This is a genomic window from Mesorhizobium helmanticense, assembly GCF_003034915.1.
In the GTDB taxonomy this organism is placed as follows: Bacteria; Pseudomonadota; Alphaproteobacteria; order Rhizobiales; family Rhizobiaceae; genus Mesorhizobium; species Mesorhizobium helmanticense.
In genome coordinates, this window is record NZ_PZJX01000043.1 from 1 (window position 1) to 13,293 (window position 13,293).

Here is a 13,293-nt window from a genome sequence, read left to right on the forward strand (position 1 = left end):
GTCCTGCCCGGCGAGGTTCACGCGCTGATGGGCGCCAATGGCGCCGGCAAGTCGACGCTGGTGAAGATCCTGACCGGCGCCATTCGCGCCGATGCCGGCCGCATCCTGATCCGCGGCGAAACGCGCGACGTGCGTTCGCCCGCCGCCGCGCGCCGCGCCGGCCTGCTGCCCGTATACCAGGAGCCATCGCTGATCCCCGATCTCGACGTGCTCTCCAATCTGCGCCTGACCGGCACGCCGGTCGAGCCGTTCCGCGCCTGGGTGCGTGAACTCGGCATTCCCGACCTCGACATACGCGACACCGCGCGCGACATCCCGCTGGCGGTGCTGCGCGTGCTCGACCTGGCGCGCGCGCTGGCCGTCGAGCCCGACGTGCTGCTGCTCGACGAGATGACCGCGGCACTTCCCGCCAACCTTGCCGAGAAAGTGCTGGAGGTCGTGCGCCGCCAGGGCGACAGCGGCCGCGCCGTGATCTTCATCTCCCATCGCTTCGTCGAGATCTCGGCGCTGTGCGACCGCGCCACGGTGCTGCGCGACGGCGAGACCGTCGGCGTCGTCGACATCGTGCCGGGTGTGGAGGAAAAGATCGTCGAGCTGATGCTCGGCGCCCGCATCGTCAAGACCCATGTCGCAGCCCGCACCGCCAGCCAGAAGGCAGCGCCTGCCCCTGCCCGCCCGCGCCTCGGCGTGCGCAATCTGCGCGTCGGCACCAAGCTCAACGATGTCTCGTTCGATTTGGCTGACGGTGAAGTGGCCGGCGTCGTCGCTCTCGAAGGCCAGGGCCAGGACGAGCTGTTTTCCGCCCTTGCCGGCTCGATCCGGCCATCGGGCGGCACCATCGAGGTCGACGGCCAGCCGGTGAAATTCTCTCACCCGATCGACGCCATCCGCGCCGGTCTCGCCTATGTGCCGGGCGACCGCGCCGAGGCGCTCGCCATGCAGCGCTCGGTGCGCGAGAACATCGCCCTTCCCTTCAGCGCCGCCTTGCGCAACTGGGGACCTATTAACATGCGCCAGGAGCGCGCCAAGGTGGTCAGCGCCATCGAGCGGCTGCAGATCGACACCCGCGCGCAAGGGGAAGTGCAGCGCCTGTCCGGCGGCAACCAGCAGAAGGTGACCATCGCCCGCTGGATCGCGGCGGACGCCCGCACCATCCTGTGCTTCGACCCGACGCGCGGCATCGATGTCGGCACCAAGCAGGAGATCTACAAATTGCTGCGCGAGCTCGCCGGCCACGGTAAGTCGGTGCTGTTCTACACCTCCGAGCTGGAGGAGGTGCAGCGTGTCTGCGACCGCGTCATCGTCATCTTCGGCGGCCGCGTCGTCGATATCTTTGCGGTCGAGGAGGCCGACGAGCCGGCGCTGATGCGCGCCGCCTATGGCCTGCCGCGCGGCGCCAAGGCGGATGTCGGCATCCTTGCCGACCCGACATCAAGCTCTTCGGATTCGACCATACCGGGGGCGACGCCATGAGCCATCTCTTGCGCCGCCAGGGTTGGGTCGCCGGCCTGTTCGCCCTGCTCATCATCCTGTTCATCATCACCAAGCTGATCCAGCCTGGCTATGGCAGCAGCGATTTCGGCTCGCTCGCGCGCGCCGTCTTGCCTTACGCCTTCGCCGTGGCCGCCCAGACCGTGGTCGTCATCGCCGGCGGCATCGACCTGTCGGTCGCCGCCATGATGGCGCTGACCAGCGTCACCGCCGCCTCGATGATGAACGGCGCCTCGGAGGAATACGCGCTGTTCGTCGTGCCCTTCGTGCTGGCCATGGGTTTTGTGCTTGGCGCCGTCAATGGCATCCTCATCGTCGTCACCCGTGTGCCCGACATCGTCGTCACGCTGGCCACCCTCTTCGTCCTGCAGGGCGCGGCCTTGCTGGTGCTCGATGCGCCTGGCGGCGCGGTCGCCGAATGGCTGAAGGGCCTGATATCGGGCACCGTGCCGATACCGGGCCTGCCCGACGCCATCGACGCCTGGCTGCCGAAGGCGCTGCTGGTGCTGGTCATCTGCCTCTGCGTCATCTGGATACCGCTGAGGCGCTCAAAGCTCGGCCTCTCCATCTACGCCATCGGCTCGAGCGAACTGGCGGCGTTCCGCAGCGGCGTGCCGGTGGCGCGCACCCGCATTATCGCCTATGCGCTGTCCGGCCTGTTCGCCGCTTTTGGCGGGCTGGCGTTGACCATGAGCACCGGCATCGGCGCGCCCATCCCCGGCCCCTATCTGCTGGCCAGCGTCGCCGCCGTGGTGCTGGGCGGCGTCGCGCTCGGCGGCGGCAAGGGCGGCCTGCTCGGACCGATCGTCGCCGTCTTCGTGCTGCGGTTGGTGCGCACCGATCTGACGCTGCTCGCCATCGACCCCAACGTCACCGCCATCATCGAAGGCGCCATCATGGTCGCCGTGGTGATGTTCGGCGCGTTTATTACCATGCGGGGGCGGCAATGATGGGAAAGCATCGGCATGCCCTTCTCCCTTCCCCCCTTGTGGGGGAAGGTGGCCTCGCGAAGCGAGGTCGGATGAGGGGTGTTCCAGAAAACACCGACGCCTCATTCCGTCCAGCACCCCTCATCCGTCTCGGCGCTGCGCGCCGATCCACCTTCTCCCACAAGGGGAGAAGGGAAAGACGCATCGCGCCACCACCATCGCGAGCCGCCTCATGAGCACAACCGCCATCACCCCCGTCCCCTTCGGCCGCCGCGTAAAACGCTTCATGGCCGACCGGCCGCTGATCCCGCTGATCATCCTGCTCGTCATTCTGGTGGTGATCCTGCAGATCCTGCGCCCCGGCATCGTCAACGAGCGCTGGATCGCCAACACCATCAAATTCGCCATACCGCTGGCGATCCTCGCCGGCTGCCAGACCATGACCATGCTGACCGGCGGCATCGATCTCTCGGTCGGCACGGTGGCAACGATGAGCGCCTTCATCATGGCCACGCAAGTCGTCAACCAGGACCCGGCGGTGGCCTTCCTGCTGGCGATGATGCCGGCGGTGCTGATCGGCCTGGTCAACGGCATCGGCGTCGGCGTCTTTCGCGTCCACCCGCTGATCATGACGCTGGGCACCAGCCTGATCGGCACCGGCTGCCTGCAGGTCTACCAGCGCACGGTGATCGCGTCGGGCGCGAAAATCCCGGACTTCCTCGCCTGGCTCGGCACCGGCGTCACCTATGGCTTTCCCAACGCCCTGCTCCTGTTCGTGCCGCTGGCAGCCCTCATCGTCTTCACTTTGAGCCGCACCGGCTTCGGCCGCCTGCTCTACGCCGTCGGCGACAATGAGCGCGCGACGCGCCTGTCGGGCGTGCAATACTGGCAGGTCATCACCGCGCTCTACGTCATCTCCAGCGTGCTCGCCGGCATCACCGGCCTGCTCTATATCGGCCTGATCAAGGCGCCATCGCTGTCGCTCGCCGAACCGCTGGTGCTGCCCTCGGTAGCGGCGGCCGTGATCGGCGGCACCTCGATCTTCGGCGGCCGCGGCGGCTACACCGGCACCATCATCGGCGCGCTGATCCTGACAGTGCTGACGACGCTGCTGACCATTTTGCAGATGCCGGAGGGGGCAAGGCGGATATTGTTTGGGCTCATCGTGCTGTTTGTCACGGCGGCGTATTTGCGGATTGTGGAGGAGAGGTAGGGAAGGGGGCCGCATTGCGGCCGATCCAGACCACACGGGATTCGACGGCGCCTTGCTGAAAGCCGCCATCGGTTGATGCGCATGCCATGGCCATCATTCCTGCATCTGGGCCAAGCCTCGCATGCAAGCCAGGCTTGCCCGACCAGGATGTGACGGACAGTGCTTACTTCAACGAGATGGCCATGCCGCTGAGATCGGCGTTCACCTGCAGGCCTACCTGCCTGCCCGTGAGTTCGAGCTGGGCGCCCTTGTCATTGGTCATGACGATCACCTGGGCGCCTTTGCCGAGCGCGCCGCCGCCGCCCGCGGCGCCGTAAACCCCAGTCGCATCCCGGACCCTGCGGATATGCCGCACGGTGCCCCGGAAATAGGTCTTGGAAACCCCGAAGGCGAAGCCGCCCGAGACGGCTCCGACCGAGATGGGATAGGTGCGGCCATGGAAGGTCAGCGTGCCCTCGCCTCCGGAGCCACCGACGAAGAATGCCGCCTTGTAGACGGTGAAGCGGATCGTGCCGCTGTCGGCATGCGCGGCACTTGCAGCGCTGACAGCGCCTGCGGCGATGACGGCAACCGCGAGGGAACGAAAGCTGGACGAAATATTCATGATGAGAGCTCCTCAAGATCGCAGCTTACCCAACAGGCAGGGTTCGTCAGCGTCGAATCAAACTTGAACAGTCTAGCCCGTCATTTGGTTCCAGGTATGCGGCTGGTCGATCTACGCCGCCGTCGGCGACAATGAGCGCGCGACGCGCCTGCGGATTGTGGGGGAGAGGTAGGGGGCGGATGTTGACGGCGGCTTTGCGCCTAGTGTCGGTCATAGAGGCGAACTTTGCCTCCGCCCGGAAGCAGACGAGGGGCGACACTGCCCCTACGGAAACAACTTGAAGAAACGCTTCGCTGCCCATAGCATGCCATCCCCTGGTGAAATCTGATCAGGAGCTCAGTGGGATCGGTCGGGTTTTTTAAGCCAGTGCAAAGTAGGGAGGATTATGATGGCTTCCGAAGTACAGGCAAACAATGGCGTTAACGTCGAGGCGCTGCTCGGCGCACGCGAAGCGCTTACCAACGCCCCAGAGGCCGCGCAGTTCAAGTGGCGCGCGGCCTGCGAATGGAAGGATGGCACACACAGCCACTCGTCGGTCGAGAGCTTCTACGGTCTCGGCGAGGATCAGCATCGCAAGACCACCTTCACATTCGACGCCGATCATCCGGAGGTCTTTGCCTCCCAGGACAAGGGCGCCACGCCTGTCGAATACGTACTGGTCGGGCTGGCGAGCTGCCTGACCGCCGGCATCGCCGCTGTTGCCCAGAACCGGAACATCCAGTTGAAGTCGGTGAAGGCGACCATCGAAGGCGACATGGATCTCGCGGGGATACTCGGCATCGACAGCGACGTCCGCAACGGCTTCAGCGGCATCACGGTAAAATACAACATCGACGCCGACGCCAAGCGCGAGGACATCGAGGCTATCGTCGCTCAGTCGCAGAAGCGGTCGGCAGTCTATGACATTGTCACCAATCCGACGAACGTCACGGTCGTGGTGAACTGAAAGGCACTTCGAGCCGTAGACTCTCCTGACGAGAGGGCGCGATTAGTTCCGTCACCACAGTGATCGTCGGTGCAGGGCACGCGGGGCTCGCGATGAGCCGCTGCCTCGCGGAGCGCGCTATCGACCATGTGCTGCTGGAGCGCGGCGAGATCGCCCATACCTGGCGCACCGAGCGATGGGATTCGCTGCGGCTGCTCACCCCGAACTGGCAGAGCCGGCTGCCGGGCTTCTGCTATGATGGCGACGACCCCGACGGCTACCGGACGATGCCTGAGGTGATCGACTTCCTCGGAAACTATGCCAAGTCGATCTCGGCGCCGGTCAGAACACACACGACCGTTACCTCGGTTCGCAGCGACGGGGCGGGATATCTCGTGCGCACTGACCGCGGCGAGTGGCGCTGCCGGACCCTGGTACTGGCGTCGGGCGCGTGCAACGTCGCGCGCCTGCCCGATTTCGCCGTCCGCGTGCCGCCGTCGGTCGCCATGCTGACGGCACAGTCCTACCGCAATCCGGCTCAGGTCGCCGACGGTGGCGTGCTGGTGGCGGGCGCGTCGGCCAGCGGCACCCAGATCGCACAGGAGCTGCAGCGTGCGGGGCGCCAGGTGACCCTGTCGGTGGGCGAGCACATTCGGGCGCCGCGCGTCTATCGCGGCAAGGACCTGGAATGGTGGATGGACGCCGCAGGCGTGCTCGACGAGCGCTACGACGAGGTAGACGACATCAGACGGGCGCGACGGGTTCCTTCGCTGCAGCTTGCCGGCACACAAGACCGCACGACCCTCGACCTCAATGCGTTGGTCGACCTCGGTGTCAGGCTCATCGGCCGCCTGGCTGGCATCACCGAAGACGGCAAGGCCCAGTTTGCGGGGTCGTTGCGCAACATGTGCGCGCTTTCCGATCTCAAGATGGCCCGGCTGCTCGACCTCATCGACGAATGGGCGCGCGCCAACGGCCTTGACGCCACGGTCGGGCCGCCGGATCGCCTGCCGCCGACCCGTGTCGAGGACAATCCGCCGCTCGGCCTCGACCTTACCGGAGGCGCGATCAGGACGATTATCTGGGCCACCGGCTACCGTCCGGACTACTCCTGGCTGGAGTTGCCGGTCCTCGACCGCAAAGGCTACGTCCGTCACGACGGCGGCGTTGCGGAACATCCGGGCATGTACCTGATGGGGATGCAGTTTCTGCGCCGCCGCAAGTCTGCGCTGATCGACGGCGCCGGCGACGACGCGCGTGATCTCAGCGACCATCTGGCAGCTTACCTCAGGCAAAGATCAAACAACGTCTAAGAGCAATTCCAGGAAAAGTGTGAAACAGTTTTCCCGGGAAAAGCGCGCAGCGCTTTCCCTTGGGAATTGCGGAAAAACAATGAGATAGAGCGGTTCGGCGTTTCCGTGAAACGATGAACCGCTACAAAGCCAAGCGAATAGCTCAGCTGCCGCGGCAACGCCGAATTCCGTGACCCCGCGATCATATTCCCAAGTGCAACTTCGGCTTCCAGAAGGGGCGGAACAACTCGATCTTCGGACAGCGGTTCATCACCACTTTCAGGCCCGCTTCCTCCGCCAGCCGGGCGGCCGCGTCATCGCGCACCCCGATCTGCCCCCACAGAACCTTGGCATTGATTGCAATGGCTTCCTGTGCGACTTCCAGCAGATCTTCGGAGCGGCGAAAAACCTCAACCATATCGACAGGCCGGTCGATGGCCGCCAGTGACGGGTACACCTTGAGCCCTCGAATTTCATCCAGACCGGGAGCGGGATTGACCGGGATCATGTCATAGCCGGTTTCGTGCAGAACCCTGAGAACACCATAGGAAAATTTGGTCTTGTCGGGGCTGGCCCCCACCATCGCGATGGTTTTGACCGACTTCAGAATGTCTTGCAGATAAGCCTCCGAATAGGGCTCATCATGATTCATATGGGTCATTTCTTTGCTTCCAACGGGGTCGCGATATCGGCTTTCAATTCATGTGCGGCCAAGGGATCCAGGAAGGGGTTGCGATAGAGCTTGTCGTGGCTTTCAACGCCGACCTCCAGCGTGCAGTCGCTCATAGGGCGGGCAACGCAGAGGATTATATAGCCATTGTTGATCTGGCGGTTGTTCAGCGCGCGCTGCGCCTTTTGACTGACTTTGCCGCTGATCAGCTTGGCCGCGCAGGTTATGCAGCCGCCATACTTGCAGCCGTAGGGCAGGTCCACGCCCTGCTCGCGCAGGCTTTGCAAGAGGGGCTTGCGATGATCGACGTCAAAGGCCGCACCGCCTTGGTTGGCGAGGGTGATGGTGAAGCTGGTCATACCCAGATGTCGCTCGTGCAGTCACCGCCGGGATAACGGGTTTCGTGGCAGCGGCTAGGTCCATTTGGTTCCTTGCCAAAATCGACGACAAATCGCGGATCAATTTCCATGCCGCCGTTTTCCGTATCGCAATTGACCATCAGCATGCATCCGCCATTGGTGCGGATTTCCGGATAAAACTGATTGTCCCAGGTCGAGAACAGCGAGGTCGTTACATAGAGGCGCTTGCCGTCGAGGCTGAGCTGTATCATCTGCGGCCCGCCAGTCACTTTCACGCCATTGACCTCGGGCGCACGGCCGAGAAGTCCGCCCATCCACACTTGTCCGGTGAGCCTGGCGTTGTGCGGGTCCGAGATGTCGTACTGGCGGATGTCGCCATGCAGCCAGTTGCAGAGATAGAGGTATCTATCGTCCATGCTGAGCAGAATGACCGAGATCACGCCCGGTATCGGGATCGGCCATTCGGGATGCGGCTCATTGCCGACATCGACGATTTTTTCCCATTGCCAGTCACCCGCCGTATCCTTCCACCAATGGATGATATTTGCGGACAGGGCCGCGCCGACAAAGCCGTGACTGCTATCGGGATTATGATGGAACCGCACTTCCAGCGGGAGCAAACCATCTTCACCGAGATAGAATGTTTGCTTTGGCTCCTTTTTCTCAAAATCCCAGAAATGGATCTCCCGGCCATACTTCAGGTGGCCAACCTCCTCCAGGTCAAAACCAGGCATGAAGGTATTGGGCGCGGCCCATTCCGAGCTGACCATTACGTTATGTCGCGGCTGGTACCAGAAATCATAACCAAACTTGATGCCGCCCATGGAGTTTTCCCAACGGCCGACAATCTCGAACTCCTTGTTGAGCTGCAAATAGCCACCTGGGGCATTGCCTTGAGCGTCGCCAAGCATGGAAACGATGATGTCCGAGCCGAGGCAATGCACCGTGTGCGGCGCCGACAGATTGGTCCTGGTTTTGATTTCAGCGCCGTCTATGACCTTGAACAGTGTCGGATTGCGGGGATCGGTTCCGCAATCGACAATATGCAGATTGGTCGAGCGCACACCCGGCACAATCAGATACTTGCGCTCCATGCCCGCATCGCCATGGCACGACGAACAGGCGTTCCAGCCCATGTGATGGAGCTCATCGCCAATGTCAGGCATTTGCAAACGTGAAATCACCTGGCTGTAGGTCGAACTCTCCGGGTCGACATCAATGGTACACAAATAGTCCGGCTTCTGAATGCCCGTGCCAGTGTAGATGGCAATCGTATAGAGCAGCTTTTCGCGAGGTGCCCTGATCGCCTCTGCTGGAGAGGCATAGCCCGGTCCACAGCAATGATTGGTCATGGGTACTTCCCCAATTTGAACAGGCCAGCCCCAACAGGGGGTCAAGCTGGAATGTTAGTGCATGCTTGGCATTGGCGCTATGGCCGGGGTGGCTGGTCAAGCGCGCACCGTGACGTACAACTCGGCGACAGAGCGCCCACGGGACCGTCCGCCGGCGTTGCCTTCGGCGGCCGTGATCGGCGCCACCTCGATCTTCGGCGGCGGCTACACCGGCACCATCATGGGCGCCCTCACCGTGCTGACGACGCTGCTGACCATCCTGCAAATGCCGGAGGGGGCAAGGCGGATATTGTTTGGGCTGATAGTGCTGTTCGTAACGGCGGCGTATTTGCGGATTGTGGAGGAACGGTAGGGGGGACGCAAAGTCGACCTACGTCTGCCAAGATGTTGACGGCAGCTTTGCGCACAAAAATCAGACGTTCAGGTAGCCTTAGGTATTTCCGGAGAGCAGTCACTGCCGCCGCCTTCCCGTGCACTAAGGACTCAGGAACGCGGAGGGGCGGTCGAGCCGCGGACGAGTAGTTTTACGGGCATCACGATCTGCCGCGGTCGATCGTTTGCCAACACCATCGCCGCAGCAAGCTTCCCCTTTCCGACGATGTCCTGCGCAATGGTCGTGAGAGGAGGCACCGTGCGCGCCGACTCTGAAGTGCCATCGAAGCCCACGACGGACACCCGCTCGGGTATGCAAATGCCTCGACGAACCGCCTCATTCAGCACCGTGATCGCCTGCCAATCGGACATGGTCAAGATTGCGGTTGCTTCGGGAGCCCGGTCGAAGACGACGGCTCCGGCGGACGGATCCCCAGGCGTCGTCTCGATGATCGGAACGTTGTCGATCGACAGGCCGACTTTCGCCAGACCCTCGGCGAACCCGTCGAGCCTCTGACGGTCGAATTGGAAGCCCGCCGTGATCATGCGACCAGCGGTGAAGGGCATGTGGACGATCGGCGGCCCGGCGGTCCGCCGTATGGACAGTATGACAAAACGGCGATGCCCCAGCGCCGCCAGGTGCTCGACGGCAAGGAGTGCGCCACCCTTTCCGTCGATGCGGATCGAGTTGACGTCCGCCCCAGCATCGCTCTCGAGGATCACGAAGGGTAACCGCCGCCGCTTCGCCGAGGAGACAAGCTCGATGTCGGCGCTGTGGCCCAGAATGAAGCCATCTACCAGAGCCTTCCGGATGGTAGAGGCGCGGCTGGAGTCGGTGCCGTTTATGAGACTCAGCGTCGCCCCTGCTTCGTCGCAGGCTTGCGCTACACCAAGGGTGAGTTCGCGCAGATATGGGCTTCGAATCATGTCTGAAATAGCATAGTCGCCGGGCGGCATAAGTCCGATTGCGTTGAATTTGCCACCATGCCGCGCAGTCCTGCGCCCGGAACCTGGCTTTGCCTCCACATTAGGGAGAATGAGGATGACTGGCTTCAGCGTAGACCCGACCTCGCTCGTCGGGAAGACATTCGATTGTTCATTCGGCGCTTTCGTGCCGAGACTGACGGTGCTCTCACCGAACGAATTGCGGGTGCAGGCGACGATTGGCTCGACGGAGATCGACGAGGTCGTGAGCAGCACCCTCACCGGCGTTCGACCGGGCCTCTTCGTCATGAGTTGGACCGAGCAAAGTGGTACCTTCGTAGTGCAGATTCAGGATCACGAGAACGATATCGTCCACAACTATGCACGGCTGGCTGACGGAGGGCTGTTCTGCGCGCAGGGCGCAATTCAACCGGCGGCGGCTGCCTAACGGCCCCGAACCAGCAGAAGGAGCAGTGTGAGAATGCAAGTCACCGGCGCCCGCCCACGGAGCCTGGCGCCACATGGAGACAGCAATGACGATCATGATTGACGATCAGACCGACCCGGCACTGTGGGATCCGACACTCGACGCGGTCATCGCGGCGCCCGCCAACCACAAGATTGTATTCGAGAACGACCGGCTGCGCGTCCTCGAAGTGATCCTCGGACCCGACGAGGAAGAGCCGGTTCACCATCACCGCTGGCCCTCTGTCTTCGTGTTCGACCAGGTCCAGGGCCCGATCCACGACTTCGCGCCGGACGGCACCATGATGCCGCCGAACCGGGACGTGATCCAGGCGATCCAGGCGTGGGACGGAAAGGGCTGCCTTGTCGTGCACATGGCTCCGCAACCGGCAGGCCGGGTCCTGAATGCCTCTGGCAAGACACTTCATGGCATCAGGGTAGAAATGAAGTCGTAAGGACTTCCTCACGGAGGGGATCAAAGTGACTGTCGAAGACGCATGCGTCCGGTAACGCTACATTCTCAACTACGGCAGGCTAGGCCGCTTGCATCCCAAAACTGCCATTCCGTTTCCGGCCCCATTTCCGGCCGTTGCATCCCGTGAAGGAAAGGAACCTTCGCACTCCACCACCGCAGCGGCCACGGTCCCCTTTCCACCCCACCATTCAAAACGGATGCACGACCCCACGCCACAAGCTATATTACCCCCTCGGGCTGACGTCATTGAAGGGGGGCATGACATGCAGGCAGTGCCGATAGCGCATCAAGCGGCGCAACCTGCCCTCGCGCCCACATCCTCCATGGCCGGCTATCCAACCGCCGTGCTGTGCTGGTTGCTTTCGGCCGGGGTCTATATCGCGGCCAAGTGGGTGGCGCCTGAGATGCCGCCCTGGGGGCTCTGCTTCTGGCGGCTGGCGCTGGCTTGCGCCATCCTGCTGCCGATCGTGCACCGTCATCACGAGGCGATGATCGGGCTTTTGCGAACGCGCGCCGTGGAGGTCGTCGCCGTGGGAGCGATCGGCCTGACGCTGTGCCAGGGCATGATCTACCATGGCCTCAACGACACCGACGCCACCACGGCCGGCATCATCATGGCGCTGTCGCCCGTGATGACGATGGTGCTCGCCCGTTTCGTGCTTGGCGAGCCGCTCGGGCTGTGGAAGTCGCTTGGCGCGGTTGTTGCGCTGGCCGGGATGGTTTTCATCGTCGCCCACGGCAACCTGACGGCGCTGCTGCAACTCAAGTTCAACGCCGGCGAACTGTGGATCGTCGGCAGCGCGTTCTGCTGGGGCCTCTACACCGTTCTGTTGCGCCGTGCCAAATTCGGCATCGAACTGTTGCCGATGGTCGTGCTGCTGCTCGGCGCCGGCGCGCTGGTCGCCTTGCCGTTCCATCTGTGGGAATTGTTCAACGACGAACGCTCCACCATGGATGTCGACAGCGTGCTGGCGCTCGCCTATCTGGCGGGCCCCGGCGGCGCCTTGATGTACTATCTCTACAACAAAAGCGTGGAAACGCTTGGCGCCAGCCGGGCGAGCATGCTGCTCTATCTGCAGACGGTGTTCGTCGCCATACTCGCCTATCTGTTGCTCGGCGAGGGCTTGCACGACTACGATCTGGTCGGCGCTGCCTTCATCGTCGCCGGCATCGTGCTCGCCACCGTGCTCAAGCCCAGGCCGGCGCAACCACGCGTCGCCTAGAAATCTTGCGAGCGACGGGCGAGGAATTCTGTATAACTCTCCAAAACGCTCAGGGAAGGCTTGGGGATGAGAATTGCGATAGTCGTCGCCTTGGCCGCGACATTGGCCGGATGTGTGAGCTCTCCGGTCGAGTACGAAGCGTCGCTTTCGCAGCAAGACCCGAAATGGCTGTCGCCGGAATGCCAGCAAGCCCGCATGGCGGCTTCGGATTACGCCGCACGCGAGAAAGAGCACCCAGGCTGGGGCTTCGGCGTCCTGCTTGGCCCGTATTCACTGGGGCTCGTGGCAGCCATCAAGGAGCATGAGCAGAAGCAGCGAAAGCTGTTCGCCCGCGAGGTGCACTTGCGGTGCTCGAATCTGCCGCTGCCAAAGGCGCTGGAGGGCGCTCCCCAGGGTGCAAGTCAGACGAAATATCCATAGGCACCACTGCCTTCCTTCGCCGACGAGGGGAACGCCTGGCGCTACGCGGGCATGGCGCGTCAGCCGCGCCGCGCCGCGTCGATCGCGGCGACGTCGATCTTCTTCATCTCCATCATCGCATCGAAGGCGCGCCTGGCTTCGTCGCCGCCTGCCGCCATCGCCTCGGTCAGCGTGCGCGGCGTGATCTGCCAGGACAGGCCCCATTTGTCCTTGCACCAGCCGCAGGCGCTTTCCTGGCCGCCATTGCCGACGATGGCATTCCAGTAGCGATCGGTTTCCTGCTGGTCGTCGGTGGCGATCTGGAACGAGAAGGCCTCGCTCTGCTTGAACGCGGGACCGCCATTGAGGCCGAGACAGGCAACGCCGGCAACGGTGAATTCGACCGTCAATACGTCGCCCTTCTTGCCGGACGGATAGTCGCTGGGGGCACGGTGGACGGTGCTTACCTTGCTGTCGGGAAAGGTCTCGGCATAGAAGCGGGCCGCGGCCTCCGCGTCCTTGTCGTACCACAGGCAAATCGTATTCTTCGGGATCGGCATTCGCATGTTCCTTTCCGTTGAAACAGATGTCTCCTCTTCC

The 13,293-nt window shown here is 63.1% G+C and carries 15 protein-coding genes and 1 pseudogene; 10 read left to right on the forward strand and 6 right to left on the reverse strand.

From position 1 onward, the window contains the following. The 3 genes from C9427_RS23150 to C9427_RS23160 all read left to right on the forward strand — a co-directional run. Positions 1-1,473 (forward strand): sugar ABC transporter ATP-binding protein (locus C9427_RS23150; RefSeq protein WP_107651414.1); only part of this gene is annotated, 1,473 nt, incomplete at its 5' end. Next, positions 1,470-2,441 carry an ABC transporter permease gene (locus C9427_RS23155; protein WP_107651415.1) on the forward strand — a complete coding sequence of 324 codons (972 nt, stop codon included), beginning with the start codon at positions 1,470-1,472 and terminating at the stop codon, positions 2,439-2,441. The genes C9427_RS23150 and C9427_RS23155, both read left to right, overlap by 4 nt. 211 nt (positions 2,442-2,652) lie before the next feature. Beyond that, the gene (locus C9427_RS23160; protein ID WP_107651416.1) at positions 2,653-3,633 is read left to right on the forward strand and encodes an ABC transporter permease; all 981 of its coding nucleotides are present in this window, start codon (positions 2,653-2,655) and stop codon (positions 3,631-3,633) included. A gap of 163 nt (positions 3,634-3,796) precedes the next feature. On the opposite strand, the gene C9427_RS23165 is transcribed toward C9427_RS23160, so the two are convergent. Then, positions 3,797-4,237, reverse strand: a complete 441-nt coding sequence (locus tag C9427_RS23165) for a lipid-binding SYLF domain-containing protein (RefSeq protein WP_107651417.1) — start codon at positions 4,235-4,237, stop codon at positions 3,797-3,799. Between the two features lie 388 nt (positions 4,238-4,625). Here C9427_RS23165 and C9427_RS23170 point away from each other — a divergent pair, with 388 nt between their 5' ends. Both C9427_RS23170 and C9427_RS23175 read left to right on the forward strand, forming a co-directional pair. Then, on the forward strand, positions 4,626-5,183 hold the full coding sequence (locus C9427_RS23170; protein WP_023679231.1) for an OsmC family protein: 558 nt from the start codon (positions 4,626-4,628) through the stop codon (positions 5,181-5,183). A gap of 59 nt (positions 5,184-5,242) precedes the next feature. After that, a complete protein-coding gene (locus C9427_RS23175) occupies positions 5,243-6,475 on the forward strand; it encodes an NAD(P)-binding domain-containing protein (RefSeq protein WP_280954159.1) in 1,233 nt (410 codons plus the stop codon). A gap of 181 nt (positions 6,476-6,656) precedes the next feature. On the opposite strand, the gene C9427_RS23185 is transcribed toward C9427_RS23175, so the two are convergent. The 3 genes from C9427_RS23185 to C9427_RS23195 are packed head-to-tail and all read right to left on the reverse strand — an operon-like array spanning position 6,657 to position 8,835. Then, complete coding sequence (locus tag C9427_RS23185) at positions 6,657-7,106, reverse strand: CoA-binding protein (protein ID WP_208636409.1); 450 nt, start codon at positions 7,104-7,106, stop codon at positions 6,657-6,659. Positions 7,107-7,111: 5 nt separating this feature from the next. Then, positions 7,112-7,483: a 2Fe-2S iron-sulfur cluster-binding protein gene (locus C9427_RS23190; RefSeq protein ID WP_107651420.1), complete on the reverse strand. Its 372-nt coding sequence runs from the start codon at positions 7,481-7,483 to the stop codon at positions 7,112-7,114. After that, positions 7,480-8,835 carry a selenium-binding family protein gene (locus C9427_RS23195; RefSeq protein ID WP_107651421.1) on the reverse strand — a complete coding sequence of 452 codons (1,356 nt, stop codon included), beginning with the start codon at positions 8,833-8,835 and terminating at the stop codon, positions 7,480-7,482. Before C9427_RS23195 ends, C9427_RS23190 begins: the two co-directional genes overlap by 4 nt. A gap of 148 nt (positions 8,836-8,983) precedes the next feature. On the opposite strand from C9427_RS23195, the pseudogene C9427_RS23200 reads away from it, so the two are divergent. Continuing rightward, a pseudogene (locus C9427_RS23200) lies at positions 8,984-9,187 on the forward strand (ABC transporter permease); the annotation flags it as partial. 131 nt (positions 9,188-9,318) lie between these two features. Here C9427_RS23200 and C9427_RS23205 read toward each other — a convergent pair. After that, on the reverse strand, positions 9,319-10,164 hold the full coding sequence (locus tag C9427_RS23205; protein WP_167434454.1) for a substrate-binding domain-containing protein: 846 nt from the start codon (positions 10,162-10,164) through the stop codon (positions 9,319-9,321). Between the two features lie 85 nt (positions 10,165-10,249). Here C9427_RS23205 and C9427_RS34160 point away from each other — a divergent pair, with 85 nt between their 5' ends. The 4 genes from C9427_RS34160 to C9427_RS23220 all read left to right on the forward strand — a co-directional run bounded on the left by C9427_RS34160 (position 10,250) and on the right by C9427_RS23220 (position 12,714). After that, positions 10,250-10,579: a MoaF-related domain-containing protein gene (locus C9427_RS34160; RefSeq protein ID WP_167434455.1), complete on the forward strand. Its 330-nt coding sequence runs from the start codon at positions 10,250-10,252 to the stop codon at positions 10,577-10,579. 85 nt (positions 10,580-10,664) lie between these two features. Next, a complete protein-coding gene (locus C9427_RS23210) occupies positions 10,665-11,051 on the forward strand; it encodes a hypothetical protein (protein ID WP_107651552.1) in 387 nt (128 codons plus the stop codon). A 283-nt stretch (positions 11,052-11,334) separates the two neighbouring features. Beyond that, positions 11,335-12,294: a DMT family transporter gene (locus C9427_RS23215; protein ID WP_107651423.1), complete on the forward strand. Its 960-nt coding sequence runs from the start codon at positions 11,335-11,337 to the stop codon at positions 12,292-12,294. 66 nt (positions 12,295-12,360) lie between these two features. After that, positions 12,361-12,714, forward strand: coding sequence for a hypothetical protein (locus C9427_RS23220; RefSeq protein WP_097575914.1), 354 nt, complete (start codon positions 12,361-12,363; stop codon positions 12,712-12,714). A 59-nt stretch (positions 12,715-12,773) separates the two neighbouring features. Here the strand turns inward: C9427_RS23220 and C9427_RS23225 are convergent, their stop codons facing one another. After that, positions 12,774-13,253, reverse strand: a complete 480-nt coding sequence (locus C9427_RS23225) for a VOC family protein (protein ID WP_107651424.1) — start codon at positions 13,251-13,253, stop codon at positions 12,774-12,776. Positions 13,254-13,293: the final 40 nt, after the last annotated feature.